The 19,515-nt window shown below is 63.0% G+C and carries 19 protein-coding genes and 1 pseudogene; 11 read left to right on the top strand and 9 right to left on the bottom strand.

Annotated features, from left to right (window positions below; all coding sequences use genetic code 11):
* Position 1: 1 nt before the first annotated feature.
* The gene (locus tag H621_RS0126450; protein WP_028946264.1) at positions 2–1,747 is read left to right on the top strand and encodes a ShlB/FhaC/HecB family hemolysin secretion/activation protein; all 1,746 of its coding nucleotides are present in this window, start codon (positions 2–4) and stop codon (positions 1,745–1,747) included.
* A 116-nt stretch (positions 1,748–1,863) separates the two neighbouring features.
* Positions 1,864–2,271, top strand: a complete 408-nt coding sequence (locus tag H621_RS0126445) for an OsmC family protein (protein ID WP_028946263.1) — start codon at positions 1,864–1,866, stop codon at positions 2,269–2,271.
* Positions 2,272–2,430: 159 nt separating this feature from the next.
* Here H621_RS0126445 and H621_RS0126440 read toward each other — a convergent pair whose 3' ends face one another.
* Positions 2,431–4,152, bottom strand: coding sequence for a hypothetical protein (locus H621_RS0126440; RefSeq protein ID WP_028946262.1), 1,722 nt, complete (start codon positions 4,150–4,152; stop codon positions 2,431–2,433).
* A gap of 161 nt (positions 4,153–4,313) precedes the next feature.
* On the opposite strand from H621_RS0126440, the gene H621_RS0126435 reads away from it, so the two are divergent.
* The 3 genes from H621_RS0126435 to H621_RS0126425 all read left to right on the top strand — a co-directional run bounded on the left by H621_RS0126435 (position 4,314) and on the right by H621_RS0126425 (position 6,233).
* The gene (locus H621_RS0126435; RefSeq protein WP_028946261.1) at positions 4,314–5,429 is read left to right on the top strand and encodes a CaiB/BaiF CoA transferase family protein; all 1,116 of its coding nucleotides are present in this window, start codon (positions 4,314–4,316) and stop codon (positions 5,427–5,429) included.
* Positions 5,430–5,470: 41 nt separating this feature from the next.
* Positions 5,471–5,734 (top strand): Rossmann-fold NAD(P)-binding domain-containing protein, encoded by a 264-nt coding sequence (locus H621_RS0126430; RefSeq protein ID WP_028946260.1) that lies wholly within the window; start codon positions 5,471–5,473, stop codon positions 5,732–5,734.
* 118 nt (positions 5,735–5,852) lie between these two features.
* The gene (locus H621_RS0126425; protein ID WP_028946259.1) at positions 5,853–6,233 is read left to right on the top strand and encodes a hypothetical protein; all 381 of its coding nucleotides are present in this window, start codon (positions 5,853–5,855) and stop codon (positions 6,231–6,233) included.
* A 56-nt stretch (positions 6,234–6,289) separates the two neighbouring features.
* Here H621_RS0126425 and H621_RS27665 read toward each other — a convergent pair whose 3' ends face one another.
* From H621_RS27665 to H621_RS0126395, 7 genes and pseudogenes are all read right to left on the bottom strand, one after another.
* Positions 6,290–6,940, bottom strand: a complete 651-nt coding sequence (locus H621_RS27665; RefSeq protein ID WP_051270752.1) for a DUF2238 domain-containing protein — start codon at positions 6,938–6,940, stop codon at positions 6,290–6,292.
* A 28-nt stretch (positions 6,941–6,968) separates the two neighbouring features.
* Entirely contained in the window at positions 6,969–7,343 is a 375-nt protein-coding gene (locus tag H621_RS0126415; RefSeq protein WP_028946258.1) for an NUDIX domain-containing protein, read from the bottom strand.
* Between the two features lie 62 nt (positions 7,344–7,405).
* Positions 7,406–7,687, bottom strand: a complete 282-nt coding sequence (locus H621_RS29070) for an IclR family transcriptional regulator (protein WP_028946257.1) — start codon at positions 7,685–7,687, stop codon at positions 7,406–7,408.
* A gap of 140 nt (positions 7,688–7,827) precedes the next feature.
* Positions 7,828–8,037, bottom strand: a pseudogene (locus tag H621_RS29370) (IclR family transcriptional regulator); the annotation flags it as partial.
* Positions 8,038–8,141: 104 nt separating this feature from the next.
* Positions 8,142–8,333, bottom strand: coding sequence for a hypothetical protein (locus tag H621_RS0126405; RefSeq protein WP_028946256.1), 192 nt, complete (start codon positions 8,331–8,333; stop codon positions 8,142–8,144).
* Positions 8,330–9,250, bottom strand: coding sequence for a DUF2092 domain-containing protein (locus tag H621_RS0126400; RefSeq protein WP_245219135.1), 921 nt, complete (start codon positions 9,248–9,250; stop codon positions 8,330–8,332). Before H621_RS0126400 ends, H621_RS0126405 begins: the two co-directional genes overlap by 4 nt.
* A gap of 18 nt (positions 9,251–9,268) precedes the next feature.
* On the bottom strand, positions 9,269–9,469 hold the full coding sequence (locus H621_RS0126395) for a hypothetical protein (protein WP_028946254.1): 201 nt from the start codon (positions 9,467–9,469) through the stop codon (positions 9,269–9,271).
* 283 nt (positions 9,470–9,752) lie between these two features.
* Here H621_RS0126395 and H621_RS0126390 point away from each other — a divergent pair, with 283 nt between their 5' ends.
* Positions 9,753–10,775, top strand: a complete 1,023-nt coding sequence (locus H621_RS0126390; protein WP_158259250.1) for an NAD-dependent epimerase/dehydratase family protein — start codon at positions 9,753–9,755, stop codon at positions 10,773–10,775.
* Positions 10,776–11,276: 501 nt separating this feature from the next.
* Entirely contained in the window at positions 11,277–12,608 is a 1,332-nt protein-coding gene (locus H621_RS0126385) for an MFS transporter (protein ID WP_028946252.1), read from the top strand.
* Here the strand turns inward: H621_RS0126385 and H621_RS0126380 are convergent.
* Complete coding sequence (locus H621_RS0126380; protein ID WP_028946251.1) at positions 12,605–13,501, bottom strand: LysR family transcriptional regulator; 897 nt, start codon at positions 13,499–13,501, stop codon at positions 12,605–12,607. The two genes, H621_RS0126385 and H621_RS0126380, sit on opposite strands and share 4 nt — an antisense overlap.
* Before the next feature lie 126 nt (positions 13,502–13,627).
* Between H621_RS0126380 and mdlC the strand changes: the two genes are divergently transcribed.
* The 4 genes from mdlC (at position 13,628) to H621_RS0126360 (ending at position 19,470) form a co-directional block, all read left to right on the top strand.
* Entirely contained in the window at positions 13,628–15,214 is a 1,587-nt protein-coding gene (mdlC, locus tag H621_RS0126375; RefSeq protein WP_028946250.1) for a benzoylformate decarboxylase, read from the top strand.
* Positions 15,215–15,255: 41 nt separating this feature from the next.
* Positions 15,256–16,596 carry an MFS transporter gene (locus H621_RS0126370; RefSeq protein ID WP_028946249.1) on the top strand — a complete coding sequence of 447 codons (1,341 nt, stop codon included), beginning with the start codon at positions 15,256–15,258 and terminating at the stop codon, positions 16,594–16,596.
* Between the two features lie 25 nt (positions 16,597–16,621).
* The gene (locus H621_RS0126365; RefSeq protein ID WP_028946248.1) at positions 16,622–18,097 is read left to right on the top strand and encodes an aldehyde dehydrogenase family protein; all 1,476 of its coding nucleotides are present in this window, start codon (positions 16,622–16,624) and stop codon (positions 18,095–18,097) included.
* 119 nt (positions 18,098–18,216) lie between these two features.
* Complete coding sequence (locus tag H621_RS0126360; RefSeq protein ID WP_028946247.1) at positions 18,217–19,470, top strand: OprD family porin; 1,254 nt, start codon at positions 18,217–18,219, stop codon at positions 19,468–19,470.
* Positions 19,471–19,515: the final 45 nt, after the last annotated feature.

Genomic DNA, 19,515 nt, shown 5'->3' with positions numbered 1-19,515 from the left:
CATGAACACTTTCGCGCAAAAATCGGCCCTGGCCCTGTGCATTGCCGTCGCCCTGGCGGTTCAACCGGTACTGGCAGCGCCACTGAGCGGCCTGGACCCAGGTCGTGTGGAAACCCCCGGTCCCGACGGTCGGCGCAGTCCGGCGGTGCAGATGCCAGGCAGCCTGGAGCTGTCGCCTACCCGGGTGTCGCCGCAGACGCCCGAGGTGCAGGCTCCTGCCCAACCACGACCATTGACCGCCAGCAGCACTCGCTTTGAAGTCCGCAAGGTGATGCTCGAAGGTGCCGATCACTACCCTCAAGGTACCTTTGCCAGCGTACTCAAGGGGCTCGAAGGTCGCCAGGTAACGCTCGGCGAGGTGAACGCCGTGACCGACCAGATCACCCAGCGCTACCGCGACGACGGCTTTTTACTGGTGCGCACCTTCGTCCCTGCGCAAAAGGTCGACAAGGGCCTGTTACGCCTGCAGGTGGTCGAAGGCAAGGTCAACCAGGTCAAGATCAGCGGGCCCAGCAACAAGGCCGTGGAACGCTATGCTGCGAACATTCGCAACGAAGCGCCACTGACCGGCAAGACCCTGGAACGCAACCTGTTGCTGATGAACGACCTCTCGGGCCTGGACAGCCGGGCGGTGCTGTCACCTTCGAGCGTGGGGCAGGGGACCGACCTGGACGTTGCCAACGAGTTGCGCCGCTGGGAAGGCTTCATCGGCTTCGATAACCGCGACAGTCGCTACTTCGGGCCCTGGCAGGTGTATGGCGGGATCGGCGTGAACGATCCGCTGGGCCTGGGCGATCACCTGTCGCTGCGCCTTGGACGTTCGGTCGAAGGCGACAAGATGGCCTTCTACGAAGGCCAGTACGAACTGCCGCTGGGCAGTCAGGGCACGGTGCTGAGCGTGCTCGCCCAGCACAACGATGGCAACGCCGACACCTTCGACTTCCTCAATGCCAACAGCAGTGGCGATACCCTGGCCGTGCGCATCGCCCACCCCTGGATTCGTAGCCGTGCCGAAACCTTCAAGACGTCCGCGGCGTTCACCTGGTTCAACGGCAAGGCCGAGTACCTGGACGACCCCGACCAGGCGCCGTCCAGCGATGACCGCATTCGTGCCCTGCGCCTGGGCGCCAGCTGGGATTTCACCGACCAGTACGGTGGCCGCAACCTGCTCAAGGCCGAAGTGAGCAAGGGCCTGGACGTGCTTGGCGCCAGTGACGAAGGTCGCGCCAACCCTTCGCGTGAGGGCGGCCAGACCGACTTCACCAAGCTGCAATACGACGCCCAGCGCATCCAGGACTTGAGCAAGGTGCTCGAAGGGCTGAACCTGTACCTGGCCCTTACAGGGCAGACGGCCTTCGGCAATGCGCTGTTGTCACCCGAGCAGTTCGGTGTGGGCGGCAGCCAGTTCGGCCGCGGCTACGACCCTTCGGAAGTCGCTGCTGACAACGGTATCGCGGGCAAGGTCGAACTGCAGTACAACACCGCCCACCAGGTCAAGGACTACCGCGTGCCCACGCAATACTACGGTTTCTGGGACGTGGGCAAGGTGTGGAACAACAGCCCTGACTATTTCGGCTCACAGAGCCTGTCGTCGGCAGGTTTCGGCGCCCACTTCCAGGTTGCCAAGGACATGTACCTGTCGCCTGAACTGGCGTTCCCGCTGACTCGCTCGGTGTCGGCCGAAGCGTTGGAGGATCACAACGGCAAGGAGCCGCGGCTGTACTTCAACTTCCTCAAGCTGTTCTAACCACAGGACGCTGCAGATCGTGATTGTGACTTCACAGACAGAGGGCCTGACGCTAGTGTTAAGACACTCGCGCCAGGCCCTTCTGGTTTGGCCATTGCCAAGGAAGTCCCCCGTAAATGACCGATTCGACCGTGCATGCCGAACTGGGAGAGATTCCCTACACCGTCAACCTGTCCGCCGGCGTGAACCAGTGGCTGGCCGATGAGAACGAGGCGCTTGGAGGCCACGACAGTGGCCCGAACCCTCACCAATTGTTGCTCTCGGCTTTGGGTGCGTGTACCGCGATTACCCTGTCGATGTATGCCCGCCGCAAGGAGTGGCCGCTGCAGCACGTGCATGTGCAGTTGGACATCATCAAGGAAGAGAAGAGCGCACCCATGCGCACCGAGATCAAGCGTGTAATCGAGCTGCACGGTGATCTCGATGCTGCCCAGCGCGAGCGACTGCTGGGCGTGGCCAATGCCTGCCCGGTACACAAACTGCTCAGTGGCAGCATTGTCATTGACAGCCAGTTGAGCGATTAATGCGCCCCGCGCTTGAACGGTGGGAGCGGGGCTTGCTGGCAATCGGCCGCGCCCCTTGATCGGCTAGCTGCACCGGCCCATCGCCGCCAAGCCAGCGCCCACAAGGCATGCAAAACGCCCGGTGTTGGGCACCGGGCGTTTGGTCAACGAGGGTGTGGCTTACTGGCTTTTGGCAACCTGCTCGACTTTCTGCATGCGGTTGGTGTCCATCAATACCAGGCCGAAGGCCATGCCATACATCAAGCGGCCCTGGGCATCGACTTTGATCGGTGCATACATGCCGTTGAACACCGGGTCGCTACCCGTGGCAATTTCCAGCACGGTCTTGCCGGTGTCCAGGTCCATGCCGATGTGGTAACCCTCACCCTGGCGCGCGGTGTACACGCCGTTGATCAAGGCCATGCGGCTGCCACCGCTGATCATTGGCACCACTGAGACCGAACCGACGTCGGTGCGGGTCCACAGGGTGGTCCATTGGTCCTTGGCGCTGTCCCACTTGAGCATTGCCACGCCCTTGGCCGCCGGGCGGGTCATGCCGTTGAGCATGGTGACGTAGTAGCCCGATTTGGCCAGCGCCGGTTTGTCTTGTGCCGGAATGTTGTTGACCACAAAGGCATGGCCGTCATACACCGCCACCGATTGCTCCGACTGCACGGTCGGGATCGCGTCACCCAGGTCAACCTGGCGCTGGTCGGCAACCCGTGGCGACAGGGTGCCCGGCTTCTGTTTCCAGCCCGCCGGAATCTTGTCGCGCCACATGGCGACCAGGTTCATCTTTTTCGAACCGTCGGTGAACACCACCAGTTGGTCTTCGTCCGGGCCATAGCCCATCAGGGTAGGGGTGGAGCCGGTGCCATCGCCGATTTTGACTGCAGTGAAGCGCGGGCCGCGCTCGTAGGGGGCTTTCCAGGCACCACTGGCTTCGTCGGCGTGGAGCTTGCCGTTCTTGTCGACCACCAGGCGATACATGTTCTGGTTGGAGGCCACATATACCGCGCCTCCATCCACTTCAGGGCCGGTGGCGAAGGAGTTGAGGAACACCTCGTCATTACCTTCGATGCGGTAGGTGTCGATCAGCTTGAGCGTGGTGCGGTCCAGGGTCGCCACGGTGCCACCCATGGTGTTGACCACCAGGTAGCCGTTGAGGGTCATGCCCATGCCAAAGGCAGTGTCCATCGGGATGCCGACGCTGCGCTTGGTCTTTTCGTTGTCGAACAGTGCGTCGGGCAGTTGCACTTCGTGGGTCAGTTTCATGCCCGAGGCAGGGTCTTTGGCGTCATTCTGGTCGATGCGGAACACCCGGCGGGCACTGGCGCCGATGAAGGCGTTGTCACGGGTCAGCAGCGAGTAGATGGCGCCGCCCAGCAATTGGTCGGTGGTGGCCGTCAGCATGCGGTTGGGCTGCGACTGCATGTAGTCGAGCAGGCCTTTCTCATCCTTGGCGTCGAGGAACTTACGGGCCTGGGCGGCTTGCTCCAGGCGTTTCTCGGTGGACACCGGCGTGTAGTTGGGTAGTTTGACCGGCAGGTCGACGCGGGCGATTTCCTTGAAGTTGAAGTCGTCGTCGATCTTCAGTTTGCGCAAGGAGAACCCGGCCCAGTACCAGTAGATATCCGTGCCACCGACCTTGTCGGTGTACTGCATCAGGCTGCCCGATTCGTTCGGGACCACGCGGTAGGCTTGCGGGGTCATCTTGTATGAACCACGCGCCACGCTGATCGAGGTGCTGTCCGAAGCGCCGTCGTTCCAATGGGTCTGGTTGTTGTAGGACTGGGCCAGGTACGGGTTGGGTGGCGCTACCTGGGTTTGTGCGGTAGCCACCGCCGGTGCGGCGAGGCAGCAGGTTGCCCACAGGGCCCAGTGGGGAGGTAACTCGAACATACGCTCATTCCTTCCTTTTGTTGTTATTGCCAGCGATTGCGGGCCCAGAGTAGCCCGCTGCTCCGGCGGCCATAGCCACCCGTGGCGGGGGGCAGGATTACATCGCCATCCTCTGCTAGCGTTCCCCCCAATAACAACAAGGACACCCCTAAGGAGAGCACATGCTGCAAGGTATCAATGTTGTCGAGATCTGCGGAATCGGCCCAGGGCCGTTCTGCGCCATGCACCTGGCGGACCTGGGGGCTGATGTGATTGCCGTGGAGCGTGGCACGTCCACTTCGATCACCGGTGAGGCCAATGCCGCCACCAACCCGCTCAACCGTGGCAAGCGCTCGGTGGTGGCCGACCTCAAGACCGCCGAAGGTCGCGAGCTGGTGCTCAAACTGATTGAAAGTGCCGATGTCCTGATCGAGGGCATGCGCCCCGGTGTCATGGAACGCCTGGGCCTGGGCCCGGAGCAGTGCCAGGCGCGCAACCCCAGGCTGGTGTACGGGCGCATGACGGGCTGGGGCCAGCACGGACCGATGGCCAACGCCGCCGGCCATGACAACAACTACATCGCCTTGTCGGGCGCGCTGTACCACAGCGGTACCGCAGGTGAAGCACCCTCGTCGCCGATCACCCTGATCGGTGATATCGGCGGCGGTGCGTTGTACCTGGCCATCGGAGTACTGGCCGGGGTGCTCAAGGCGCGCCAGACCGGGCAGGGCAGCGTGGTGGATGCCGCCATCGTCGATGGCTCGGCACACATGATGCAACTGATGATGTCGCTGGGCAGCAGGGGCCTGCTCAACGAACAACGTGGCAAGAGCGTCCACGACGGCTCGCACTTCTATGCCACCTACCGCTGCGCCGATGACCGTTATGTCGCCCTGGGTTCGATGGAACCGCAGTTCTACGCCTTGCTGCTGAACAAGCTCGGCCTGCAGGACGATCCCCGTTTTGCCCGCCAATGGGACGCCAGGCAATGGCCTGCGATGCGTGAAGCCTTTGCAACGCTGTTTGCCAGCCAGCCGCGCGAGCATTGGTGCGATCTGCTGGAAGGCACCGATGCCTGTTTTGCCCCGGTGCTCAGCCCCCGTGAAGCTTCGCAGCACCCGCACATGGTCGAGCGCGACGTGTATTTCGAGCGCGACGGCCTGCTGCAGGCGCACCCGGCCCCGCGCTTTGACGGGCAGGTGGTCACCCCTGGACCGATTCCCACCCGTGGCGCTCATACCGAACAGGTACTGGGTGCCCTCGAAGCCGGCGATCTCGCCGGGCTCTGGGGCCGTTGAGCCGTTTGAGCCTGAAAACAACAACGCAACAGCAACACGCAATGAACATGCTTGAAGGCAACGTCGCACGGGTGACCGGCTCCGGTCGTGGTATCGGACGCGCAGTGGCGCTGCCACTGGCAAGTGGTGAAGCGGTGGCCTGCGCAGGCAGCGTCACCGGCCGGGACTTCGCCGAGCGCCTGGTCAAGGCCGCGATGGACCACTACGGCGCCATCGACTTCTCCGCTGGGCGGTCCTGGCCATGCGCGCGAAGCAGCGGGTGCGGTCGTGTTGCTGTGCCTGCCACAGGCCGATTACTTGTCTAGGCAAACGCTGTACTGCGGCGGCGGGCCTGGTCCGGCGTGCTGACGACCGTTCATCCCTCGTGCGGCACTTGGCCGGCGCGGCATTCTCCAACGGGAAACACCGTAGAGGAATGCCGTCATGCCCAGGGGAAGCAAAGCCAAGTACACCGACAAACAGAAGCGCAAGGCCGAACACATCGAGCAGCGCTACGAAAACAAGGGCGTGTCCAGAGACGAAGCCGAAGCCCGTGCCTGGGCGACGGTGAACAAGCAGTCGGGTGGGGGTGAAAAGGCCGGCGGTTCGGGCCAGAGCACGTCGACAAGCGAGAAGAAGACGGCCCGCTCCGATTCAGCCAAGCGTGCTGCCAAGACCCGTGAAGGGCACGCGCGCAGCTCCACCGCCTCGCTCGACAGCCAGACCAAGCAAAGCCTGATGAAGGAGGCCCGCAGCAAGGACATCCGCGGGCGCTCGACCATGACCAAGGCCGAACTGATCAAGGCCCTGCACGCGCATCATTAGGTGTGTGCAGGGCCTTGAATTTTCAGCGGGGGCAGTAGGGACGATCCAGGCCAGGTTCAAACGTTGGCGCGGCACCCCAGCCAGCGCTTGGACTGCAACGCGGCCTGAGTCATGCAGGCGCCGAACACGGCCAGTGCCATGTCTTTTTGCGCGTCCCAGGGGTCTTTCTGGGTCGCCAGGAAAGCCTTGGCCTGGTCCTCTCCCAAGTACTGGCCGCCAACCCATTCGATCAATTCGTACATCGCCGAAGTGCTCAGTACGACGTTGAGTGCAAGGAGGGCCAGCCACATTCCCCGTAAGGGGGTGCAGCGTTGCAGCACTTCGCGCAGGGGCAGGCAGAACAGCACGCCATAACTCAGATGCACCAGACGGTCGTACTGGTTGCGGTCCCAGCCCAGGGCGTTGTTCAGTGAGCGGTCGGCAAGCGCTTGGGCCCATGCCTCGTAGGGCACCTTGGCATAGGTGTAGTGGGCGCCGAGTTCATGGATAGCCAACAGGGCAAGGATCGCCCCATATGCGCTGGCCGACAGGCGCAGATAACGCCAACCCACTACCAGGCCTACCAGCAATATTGCCGGCAGGGCGTTTTCGAGCAGCCAGTCTACCCGGCTATGGGGCTCGATGCCGGAGGCCGCCAGCATGGCCACTGCTATCGCCAGCATGAGTGCAGCTTGCCTGGCGGTCGCTTGCGATAAAGAAATGGGCATTATGGTGTTCCCGCGTAAAGCCCGACGCTCAGGGGATCAGTACCGGTAGTTCGCGACGCACCAGTTTGCCCGCACGCAGCGTCAGGGGGATGCCGTTGAGCGACTTTTTGCGCACCCAGCGGCATTGGCTGATCTCTCTGGCGGGGATGGCTTTGGTCTGGTCGTCTACCTGCAGACAGAAGATGTAGTGCAGGGTGTCGCCGATGGCAATCTCGCAGAGTTGGAGCATTTTCTCGGCTTGCAGTCGTGTTTCTTCCTCAAGCTCGCGCAGCGCTGCCTGCAAGGGGGTTTCACCCGCTTCGATGGCCCCGCCGGGCAAGTTCCATTTGGCATGGCGTTTCTTGACGAGCAATACCTTGCCACTGCGCAGGCAGACGATCGTGGCTCTGGCTCTGGTTGGCATCGTGGGGGCCTTTTATTTGACTGCTTACTGCAACCGACATTCAGCGTCGGTAGTGGTTCGATCTATACAAGGGCGGTCGACTGTATGGCGACTGCTGCGCAGCCGATCGCAGCCTCGTGCCTGCGCACCATCGATACCAGCCGTGGCCCCACGTCCTTGATCAGTTGTCCCTCGCTGAGCATGAACGAGGGAATGCCGCAGTTGAACACCAGGATCTCGCCGTCGCCCATAGCCCGCATGGGCACGGCCACGGCGTGGATTTCCTTGCGCAGGTCGCCGTACGACACGCAAAACCCCCGCGCCTGAAATTCCTGGATGCTTTCTTCGATCCGGGGGTAAAACACATTCCAGTCTTCAGGCGTCCTGACCTTGATCTCGTTGAGCAGCGCCGTGCGCTCGTCACGCCCGGAGGCGGCGATGCTCCCCGGCCCATCGCCGTGGGTACGATGGGATAACTCAGGCCGACGTCCGGCGGATGGCTCATGGGCGCGGCACTGCGGCTGCTCTCCAGGTACACGACGCTCAAGCGGTCGTGCATGCCCAGTGACACCGAGCCGCGAATATAGTCGGCCAGCTCTTTTATGAACGGCCGCGCAATCTGGCGGATGTTAAGGCTGGCCAGCAACGGGTAGCCCAGGGCGAGCACCGCCGAGCCGAGCTGGTACTTTGGTTTTTGGCGCAACGGCAGTGACATTGACCGCTTGTGTCACTGCCGTGCTGTCGATCTTCCTCTGAATTACGACCGCTTCGCGGTCGATCGCAGGCTATCGCCAGCGGCTACAGGACCAGGCAGGAGCGCTAGTTACGTCGTGCCGTACGTCTGGCCACCCCGGCAACACTCACCGGGGTGAGTGGACGCCCGACAACTGCCTGGGCCTCTGGCACCAGGCTGTGAACCCCCGGAATGGACAGGTGTTCGCCCACTTCCAGCGCGCACATCAGCACGAACCCGACAACAACGAGGCCACCGGACTTCAACAGCAGGTTCATTTGGCTTTACCTCGTACAAAGTTGAGCGGCAAGTCCTCGGCATTGGGCAAGTCCTTGAGTTCTATTTTCTTGGCCTGGGTAGGATTGCTGAAGACAAAGTCATCCGCCTTTGCACCTTCACCACTTTTCCAGTCGCTGAGCTGAATGCTGTATTGCGGTTCGCCGGCAATCTGCTTGGAGGTGATGACATAGCGGCAGGGATAGGGCCGCTCGCCCTGGGCGATCCATATCTGCCAATCGACTTCTTTTTTCCGGAAGGCCAGGTGATCGCACTCGACTCCGCCAATCACCCCGCTGCCCAGGTCTTTGATGTCGGTGACGCCTTCCATCAGCTTCGCCTGGGGATCGGACATGAACAGGTCAGCCCCCGGAAGCGGGCGGTCGTACTTGTCGCGGAGCACATCGAGCAAATGGTCGAGGCTGCCCGGAACGTCGAGCTGCGAGTAGATGTTCTTGCCCTTGCCGACCAGGGTCAGCGTCTTGCCATCGAATAGCATCTCGATGTCGGCAAAGCCGCTGGAGCGGGTGCTGCGTATTTTGTCGGGACGGTTGATGACAACCGTCCCGGAACCGGCCAACGCCAGTCGTTGATGATCCTCGGTGACAACTTCAAGAATGGTGTCGTAGTTGAACGACAGACTGTTCTGCGCCGACATATAGTCGGACATGTTCTTGATCAGATTTTTTGCATAGGCCTCATCGGCCTGGAGGGCGGTTGACCCTACGCATCCGATGATTGTGACAAGGCCCACTTCGGTCAGGCGGGTTACAGAGGAGCCGATCCACTTTTTCGCGATCTTTTCCATAGGAGTCACCGCTGCAAGAATGCCGGGTTGGCAATGCGGACCTTTAAATTTAGTCGTACAACCTCTGGTGCGTCGTCCATTTACTGACCACTTATCCGAAGCTGCCCGCACAGCAGTCGTGGCACGGCTTCACTCCCGGCGCTGCGCCTTGCGTTGCCGGACGTTCTTCGGGTCATGCAGTTGCATGACCCAGGCCAGGCTCCTGGCTTCTTCATCTTCCTGGGCGGCAAGCAACGCGGCGCGGCCGTCCGTGGCTGCGCGGTTGCGGGCCCAGGTGCCGCCGCAGGCCTGCACAACCGTGTGCCAGATCACTCGAATTCGTGCGCCCATGATGGCTCTCCTCGACTGTGGCGTGATGGACACCATGGTCGAGGGAGGCACGGTTCTGCGGTATCGGGGAGGCACGAAAGGTGTGTAGTGGGCGCACTACAACCGTTGCGAATATCTGCGCGACTGGCGCGAAATGATAAAAATCTGGCAGTAAATGCCAAGAACCAATAAGCGGCCTATCCAAGACTGGCACCCAATGCCAACACCTTTCCACCTAGCGCCAGGGCAACGTCGGTGCAGTGAGCCAGGTGCTGTTTTCTTGACAACCGATGGAGCGCACACAATGAGCCATCCTGTTATGCCGGTCGGTGCCCAGGGCCAAACCCCTGAGGTGCCGCGTTCAGTGTTCATCACCGGTGCCAACGGCTTTATCGGCCAGGCGCTGGTGCGCCGTTACAAGGCGCTCGGCGCAGAGGTGCGCGGCATGGACCTGCGCGCCGACGACAGCAATGCCATCGTCGCCGGCAACTTGACCCAGCCGCAGCAATGGGCAGAACACGCACGCGGCTGCGAGCTGTTCATCAACACGGCGGCGGTGGTTTCTCTGGCCGCGCCCTGGCGCCTGTACCGGGAGGTCTCGGTGCGTGGCGTACGCAATTGTCTGGATGTCGCCATCAGCGCGGGCGCCCAGCGCTTCGTGCAGTTTTCCTCGATTGCCGCGCTGGGTTGGGAATACCCCGATCAAGCGGACGAGCGTTGCGACGTGGTTATTGGCGATCACTATCGCTATGGCGTGGCCAAAGGGGCCAGCGAGCACCTGGTGCTGGCGGCCCACGCTGCGGGTGAAATCGACTGCACCGTGGTGCGTCCAGGGGATGTCTACGGCCCCGGCTCGCGTGCGTGGCTCAGCGAGCCCCTGAAGATGGCCCAGGCCGGGGCGCTGATCTTGCCCAATCGGGGGGAAGGGCGCTGGACGCCGGTGTACATCGACGATCTGCTCGACGGGGTGATGCTTGCTGCAGGCCTGGCGCAGGCGCGCGGGCAGATCTTTCACATCAGCGCCAGCGAATCGGTGAGCTGCAAGGCGTTTTTCAGCCATCACTGGCGCTGGGCAGGGCGCTCCGGCGCGCCGCGCAGCTTGCCACTGTGGTTGGCCGTGGCGCTGACCCGTGGCCTCTGGAATTTCAACCGACTGATCAAGCGCGCCGACGAGATCACGCCCGACGCCATGTACATGTTCTCGCGCACGGGGGGTATTTCTATCGACAAGGCCCGGCGCCTGCTTGGCTATGCGCCCAAGGTCAGCCTGGAAGAAGGCCTGCGCCGATCCGAAGCCTGGCTGCGGGAGAGCGGCCAGCTGAGTTGACGGCAACTGCTGCGCAGTCGATTGCAGCCTCGTTTCCTCGGCAGCGGCTACAGGGCTTGTAGCCGCTGGCGATAGCCTGCGATTGGCCGCGCAGCGGTCGCAGCGGTTCTTATGGATCCATTAGCGTCACGTGCAGCGAGGCACGCCTCAGCGTTCTCGGGCGATAATCGAACAGAATTATTTACTTTAACAACACGATATAAGAATCTGATATATATCATTTAAATAAAATCAATCTTATGTGATGAGGCAGTTTAAACCGTCAATAGTACTGGCGTTTCATGATTCGCCCTGTTGTCTATGGATCCATTATCTGATTGATTAGCCCCTGGCAACGGCGGGAGCCCTCTCGACCGTAGGCGATAACAATTACAAAAAGGGTTCAGTCATGAATGGCTTACCAAGGGTGCGTAACTGCCAGGGTTCGCGCCGCTCGCTTTGTGTGTGCACACGTCTATCTGTGATTTCGCCGCTGGTCGCTGCCGGCCTGCAGGTGAGCCCATGAGCCTTGATCTCAAGCACCGCGTCGACCATGGCCCGATGGGCAGCTTCCAGTGCCTGGCCATCGGTATCTGCATTTTCCTGAACATGATCGACGGCTTCGATGTGCTGGTGATGGCCTTCACCGCCGCCTCGGTTTCTGCCGAGTGGGGCCTGAGCGGGGCGCAAATCGGGCTGCTGCTCAGCGCCGGGTTGTTCGGCATGGCGGCCGGCTCGTTGTTTATCGCACCCTGGGCCGATCGCGTGGGGCGACGCCCGCTTATTCTGTTCTGCCTGGCGCTGTCGGGGGTCGGCATGCTGCTCTCGGCACTGAGCCAGAGCCCGCTGCAACTGGCCCTGTTGCGCGGGCTCACCGGGCTCGGGATCGGCGGCATCCTTGCCAGCAGCAACGTGATTGCCAGTGAATATGCCAGCAAGCGCTGGCGTAGTCTGGCGGTCAGCCTGCAGTCCACCGGCTATGCCCTCGGTGCAACCCTGGGCGGCCTGTTGGCGGTGTGGCTGCTGGGGCAGTGGGGCTGGCGCTCGGTGTTCCTGTTTGGCGGCCTTGCCACTTTGCTGGTGATTCCCCTGGTGCTGCTGTGGCTGCCCGAATCCCTGGACTTCTTGCTGGCACGCCGCCCGGACAATGCGCTGGCGCGGGTCAATCGCCTGGCGCTGCGGCTGGGGCAGCCGGCACTGGCGCAGTTGCCAGCGCCGCAGGTTCATGAGGCCGATACCGCCACCGGGTTCCGGCAGTTGCTGACCCCCACCATGCGCCGTACCACCTTGTTGATCTGGCTGTTGTTCTTCCTGGTGATGTTCGGCTTCTACTTCGTCATGAGTTGGACACCCAAGCTGCTGGTGGCCGCAGGTTTGTCGGCCGAGCAAGGTATTACCGGCGGGGTGTTGCTCAGTGTCGGCGGAATCGTCGGCGCGGCGCTGATCGGCGGGCTTTCCTCGCGCTGGCCGCTGGGGCGGGTGCTGGCGTTGTTCATGTTGATCACGGCCGGGCTGCTGGTGCTGTTTGTCGGCAGTGGTTCATCGGCCAGCACAGCGCTGGGGCTTGGCGTGTTGATCGGGCTGTTCTCCAACGGCTGCGTGGCCGGGCTCTATGCGTTGTCGCCGGTGGTCTACGACGCCTCGGTGCGCGCCACCGGGGTGGGCTGGGGCATCGGCATCGGCCGGATTGGCGCGATCCTGTCGCCGACCGTGGCCGGTGTGCTGCTCGATGGCGGCTGGCAACCGCTGCACCTGTATGGCGTGTTTGCCAGTGTCTTTGTGCTGGCTGCCGGTTGCCTGCTGTTGCTCAAGCCGTCTCACACACCGGCGCAGCCGATGATGGCCGGTGCCTAGGCCTGGCCGTCGATGATCGCCTCGGCGACGGTTGCGCAGAACCATTGCAGTGCGGCGGAGCTGTCGCTGTTGGGGTGCCAGTTGAGTGACACGTTGAACTCGGCCACCTGGAACGGCAGCTCGAGCATCTTCAAGCCGCCTTCCTGAACGAACAACCGGGCGATCTGCGCCGGTAGCACCGCAAGCAGGTCGGTGCCGGGGATGATCTTGGGCAGCACCGAAAAGTGCGGTACCTGCAGGCTGATCCGGCGCTGCACGCTCATGGCGTTCAGCACATCCTCGACGCTGCCGTGGCCGGTGGTACGGGTCACGGTGATGTGACGCTCGGCAATGAACTGCTCAAGGCTCAGGGCCTGGTCGATGCGTGGATGGTCGAGGCTCAACAGGCACACGTAGCGCTCACGCATCAGTACCTGGCTGCGGGTACCGGCAACGGGCGGGCGGCAGATGGCGGCGTCGATCTTGCCGCTGGCCAGCCACTCGCCGACCTGGTCCACCTGCAGGGGCAGCACTTCGACTTCAGCGTGGGGCGCCTCGCGGTTGAGGCGCGCCAGGATCAACGGCAAGAAGCCCATTTCGCCAAGGTCGGAAAGGGCGATGCGAAACCTGCGCTCGGTGCTGCCAGGGTCGAACTGGCGTGTGCTCTGCACTGCGCCTTCGATGCGGGTCAGCGAGTCGCGCAAGGTAGCGTACAGCTGTTCGGCGACAAAGGTCGGTTGGATACCGTCGCGGGTGCGGCTGAACAGGGGGTCGTCAAACAGTTCGCGCAGGCGCGCCAGGCCGTAGCTGACCGAGGGCTGGGTGACGAACAGGCGCTCGGCGGCCAGGGTCACGCTGCGGGCCTCGAAGAGGGTGACGAAGGTGCGGATCAGGTTCAGGTCAATGTGGCTCATGGGGCCTCGTAACACGCGCAACGATATAGATAGGTTCTATTTTTGATAGAGATAGTATCAATTTGATCAATCTGGTGGTGACTGCAAAAGTAACCCACATTCTAAAAACGAGCTGCAAGGGTCTTTATGAAAACGGTTCACCGCGCCTCCTACGACATTCTTCGCCAGCACGGCCTGACCACCATCTTTGGTAACCCCGGCTCCAACGAGCTGCCGTTTCTCAAGGGCTTTCCTGAAGATTTCCGCTACATCCTCGGCCTGCACGAAGGGGCGGTAGTAAGCATGGCCGATGGTTATGCCCTGGCCACCGGCCAGCCGACTTTCGTCAACCTGCATGCCGCGGCCGGCACCGGTAATGGCATGGGCGCCCTGACCAACGCCTGGTATTCCCACAGCCCGCTGGTGATTACGGCCGGCCAGCAAGTGCGCTCGATGATCGGCGTGGAAGCGATGCTGGCCAACGTCGACGCCGCACAATTGCCCAAGCCGCTGGTCAAGTGGAGCCACGAGCCGGCCTCGGCGCAGGATGTGCCGCGCACCCTGAGTCAGGCGATTCACATGGCCAGCCTGGCGCCTCGCGGCCCTGTGTACGTGTCGATTCCCTATGACGACTGGGCCTGTGAAGCGCCTGCCGGGGTCGAGCACCTGGCCCGGCGCCAGGTGGTCAACGCCGGCCTGCCTTCACCGGCGCAGCTTGAGCACCTGTGCGAGCGCCTGGCGGCGGCGCGCAACCCGGTGCTGGTGCTGGGGCCGGATGTCGATGGCAGCGGCGGCAACCCCCTTGCGGTGCAACTTGCCGAGAAACTGCGGATGCCGGCCTGGGTAGCACCTTCGGCCTCGCGGTGCCCGTTCCCGACCCGTCATGCGTGTTTCCGGGGTGTGCTGCCGGCGGCGATTGCCGGTATCAGCCGCTGCCTGGCCGACCACGACTTGATCCTGGTGGTGGGCGCACCGGTGTTCCGTTACCACCAGTACGCCCCAGGCGACTACCTGCCCGCCGAATGCCAGTTGCTGCACATCACCTGCGACGCGGGGGAGGCTGCCCGTGCCCCCATGGGCGATGCCCTGGTGGGTGATATCGCCCTGACCCTGGCAGCGTTGGTCGACAGCGTGCCGCAGGTTGATCGACCCATGCCGGTGGCCCTGTCCAAAGCGCAACCGGTGGCCGAGGAAGGCGGCCTGCTGCGCCCGGAAACAGTGTTCGACCTGATCAACGCGCTGGCACCCAAGGATGCCATTTACGTCAAGGAATCCACCTCCACCGTCGGTGCGTTCTGGCAGCGTGTGGAGATGCGCGAGCCCGGCAGCTATTTCTTCCCGGCCGCCGGTGGGCTCGGCTTTGGCTTGCCTGCGGCGGTGGGTGTGCAACTGGCGAAGTCCGATCGGCGCGTCATCGGCATCATCGGCGACGGCTCGGCGAACTACGGCATCACGGCGTTGTGGACGGCCGCCCAATACAACATCCCGGTGGTGTTCATCATTCTTAAAAATGGCACCTACGGCGCCCTGCGCTGGTTCGCCGATGTGCTCGATGTCAGCGATGCACCGGGGCTGGATGTACCCGGCCTGGATTTTTGTGCCATCGCCCAGGGCTACGGCGTGCAAGCGGTACAGGCGGCCACCGCCGAGGCATTTGCCAGTGCGTTCAGCGAAGCACTGGCGGGCAATCGGCCGGTGTTGATCGAGGTGCCCACGCAAACCATCGAGCCCTGAAGGGGCCCGCTCCTGCACAACAATAAAAACAAGAGGTGGCTATGAAAACGACTTCCGTCAGTGAAGTGATCGACGCTGCACCCTTCAATCGCACCCATCTGCTGATCCTGATGTGGGGCTGCTTCATCATGCTGTTCGATGGCTATGACATGGTGATCTACGGCTCGGTGGTGCCGCGCCTGATGCAGGAGTGGCAGCTCACGGCCATCGAGGCCGGGACCCTGGGCAGCTGTGCGCTGTTCGGCATGCTCTTTGGCGGAACCTTGCTGGCGCCACTGGCCGACCGCTTCGGCCGGCGCAAGCTGATAATCGTGACGACCTTGATGGCCAGCCTCGCGGCGTTCATGACCGGCCATGCCAGCACCCCGATCCAGCTGGGCGCCTGCCGCCTGGTTACCGGCCTGGCGCTGGGCGCGCTGGTGCCCAGTGCGGTGAACCTGATCAGCGAGTTCGCCCCGCAAGGCCGGCGCAGCACCATGATTACCGTGATGTCGAGTTTCTACTCGGTGGGCGCAGTGCTGTCGGCCCTGCTGGCTATTGCGGTGATCCCGCAGTGGGGCTGGCAGACGGTGTTCTATGTGGCCGTGCTGCCGGTGCTGGCGGTGCCATTCATGCTGCGCTACCTGCCGGAGTCTGCTGCGTTCCTCGAACTCAAGGGGCGCCGCGCCGAACTCGATCAATTGCTGGTCAAGGTTGATCCAGGTTTTCGTCCCGGCACCGAATTGCGCCTGCCAGGCAACGACACGCAGGTGCGTGCGGCACGCCTGCCGCAGCTGTTCAGCAAGGGCCAGGCCCTGGCGACCGTGCTGCTGTGGGTGGCGTTCGCGATGTGCATGCTGATGAGCTACGGCCTCAATACCTGGCTGCCCAAACTGATGGCACACGGGGGGTATCCGCTGGGTTCGAGCCTGGCGTTCCTGGTGACCCTGAACATCGGCGCCACGGTGGGCGCGCTGTTCGGCGGCTGGCTCGCCGACAAGCTGGGCGTACAACGCACCCTGGCGTTGTTCTTTGTGCTGGCAGCCCTGTCGTTGGCCGCACTGGGTTTCAAACCAGGCCCGCTGGTGCTGAACCTGCTGTTGTTGATCGCCGGCGCCACCACCATCGGTACGTTGGCGGTGATCCATGCCTATGCCTCGATTGCCTACCCTGCGCATATCCGCTCCACCGGGGTCGGTTGGGCTGCCGGTATCGGTCGCCTGGGCGCCATCGCAGGCCCGATGCTCGGCGGCAGCCTGCTGTCGCTGGAGCTGCCGTTCCAGCAGAACTTTCTCGCTTTTGCCCTGCCGGGGGTGATCGGCGCGCTGGCCATCGTCTGTATCCACGTGCGTGCGCCGCAGCAGGCTTGCGAGCCTGAAGTCGCCAGCAAACCCACTGTTTGACCCTTACCTGTCCAAGGAGCATTTCATGTCTGATACCTGCCCTCGTTACAGCGACCTGCACCTGCAGCCGATTGCCGGCCAGTGGCGCACCGGCGCTGCCGGCAAAAGCCTGCGCGTGACCAACCCGTTCAATGATGCGCTGCTGCTGGACATTCCCCAGGCCAACCGCGACGACCTCGATGCCGCCTACCGCGAGGCCGCCCGGGTGCAGCCGCAGTGGGCGGCACTGGGGCCGTCGGCGCGGGCGGCGGTGCTGTACGAGGTGGTGGCGGTGTTCGACCGGCGCCGCGACGAAATCATCGACTGGATCATCCGCGAGTCGGGCAGCACCCGGCTCAAGGCCCAGCTGGAGTGGGGCGCAGCGCGGGCCATTGCGCTGGAGTCGGCGTCGTTTCCAGCGCGGGTACACGGACGCATTGTCGAATCCAATGTGCCGGGCAAGGAAAGCCGGGTGTACCGCAGTGCGCTGGGCGTGGTGGGGGTGATCAGCCCGTGGAATTTCCCGCTGCACCTGACCCAGCGCTCGATTGCCCCGGCATTGGCGCTGGGCAATGCGGTGGTGGTCAAGCCCGCCAGCGATACCCCAGTGTGCGGTGGCTTGTTGCTGGCGCGGATCTTTGAAGAAGCCGGGTTGCCGGCGGGCGTGCTCAGCGTGGTGGTCGGTGCCGGCAGCGAGATTGGCGACGCCTTCGTCGAGCATGAACTGCCGTCGTTGATCACCTTTACCGGCTCCACCCCAGTGGGGCGAGGCATCGGCCGAATCGCCAGTGGCGGCGAGCACCTCAAGCACGTGGCCCTGGAACTGGGCGGCAACAGCCCGTTCGTTGTGCTGGACGATGCTGACCTGGAACAGGCGGTGAACGCAGCGGTGTTTGGCAAGTTCCTGCATCAGGGGCAGATCTGCATGGCGGTCAACCGGATCATTATCGACAACAGCCTGTACGACGCCTTCGCCGAGCGTTTTGTCGCGCGGGTCAAAGGCCTTGCGGTCGGTGATCCGAACCTGCAAGACACGGTGATCGGCCCGCTGATCAATGCCCGTCAGCTCCAGGGCCTGGAGGAAAAGATCGCCCTGGCGCGACGCGAAGGGGCCGAGCCGCTGTACGAGGGCGGGGTAGACGGCAACCTGCTGGCGCCGCATGTGTATGGCGAGGTGACCCTCGACATGGACCTGGCCCGCAATGAAATCTTCGGTCCCCTGGTGGGGCTGATTCGCGCGCGTGACGAAGCCCATGCCCTGGAGCTGGCTAACGCCAGCGAATTCGGGCTCTCCAGTGCGGTGTTCAGCAACAACCTGGAGCGCGCCGTGCGCTTTGGCCGGCAGGTACGCGCGGGCATGACCCACATCAACGACATCCCGGTGAACGACGAGGCCAACGCGCCTTTCGGCGGCGAGAAAAACTCGGGGCTGGGGCGCTTCAACGGTGACTGGGCGATTGACGAGTTCACCCGTGATCACTGGATCAGCGTGCAGCATTCGCCGCGCCAGTATCCCTTCTGATGCCTTGAGTCACTGAGTACTGCCCGGCGTTTGCCGGGCTTTTACGCAGCCTCTGATGGACGGGCCCGGCTGGCCTGTCGGGGAGCGGCTGCGCCCATGAAAAGCGGAGAACAATAATAATGATCCACACTCCTTGCACCCTGGCGCGTTCGGTCGCCACCGCGACTTTGATCCTGGCCACGAGCCTGCCGACCTGGGCCCAGGACGGCGGCTTTTTCGAGGATGCCAAGACCGACCTGTTACTGCGCAACTATTACTTCAATCGCGACTTTCGTGACCCGGGGGCGGCCAAGAGCAAGGTTGACGAATGGGCCCAGGGCTTCATTCTCAAGTTCACTTCGGGCTACACCCCGGGCGTTGTCGGGTTTGGCCTCGATGGCATCGCCATGTTTGGCGTGAAGCTCGACAGCAGCCGTGATGTCAGCGGTTCGGAACTATTGCCGGTACATGACGACGGGCGCGCGGCAGACGACTACGGCCGGGCCGGGTTGGCGGCAAAAATGCGCATCTCCGCCACCGAGCTCAAGGTGGGCGAGCTGATGCCGGACATTCCGCTGCTGCGTTACGACGATGGTCGCCTGCTGCCGCAGACATTTCGCGGCGGGATGCTCGATTCGCGGGAAATCGAAGGCCTGAGCCTGCAGGCGGGCCAGTACCGTGAAGTAAGCCTGCGCAACTCCTCGGACATGCAGGACCTGTCGGCCTGGGCGGCGCCAGGGGTGACCTCCGACGGGTTCAACTACGCCGGCGCCGAGTACCGATTCAACCTGCAGCGCACGCTGGTAGGTGTGTGGCATTCACAGCTCGAAGACATCTATCAACAGAGCTACTTCAACCTGCTGCACAAGCAGCCGATGGGCAACTGGGTGCTGGGTGCCAACCTGGGATACTTCATCGACAAGGAAGATGGCCAGGCGCGTATCGGCGACATCCAGAGCCGTACCGGGTATGCGTTGCTGTCGGCCGCGACCGGTGGCCACACGCTGTACCTGGGGTTGCAGAAAGTCAGTGGCGACAGCCAGTGGATGTCGGTGTACGGCAGCAGTGGTCGGACGTTGGGTAACGACATGTTCAACGGCAACTTCAGCAATGCCGACGAGCGCTCCTGGCAGGTGCGGTACGACTACAACTTTGCCGCCATGGGCGTACCTGGGTTGCTGGCGATGGTACGTTACGGGCATGGCGAGAACGCGACCACGGCTGCGGGCAGCAATGGCAAGGAATGGGAGCGTGACACCGAGCTGGGCTACACCATCCAGAGCGGCACCTTTCAGCGCTTGAGCATTCGGGTGAACAACGCCACCAACCGGCGCAGCTTCAACAGCGACTTTGACCAGACGCGGTTGATTGTGAGCTACCCATTGTCGTTCTAGAGAGCTGACGACTGCTGCGCAGCCGATCGCAGCCTCGTGCCTCGG

This window comes from Pseudomonas vranovensis DSM 16006, assembly GCF_000425805.1.
GTDB lineage: Bacteria > Pseudomonadota > Gammaproteobacteria > Pseudomonadales > Pseudomonadaceae > Aquipseudomonas > Aquipseudomonas vranovensis.
Note: the sequence above shows the minus strand (reverse complement) of the source record. Positions and strands in the feature narration are given on the sequence as shown.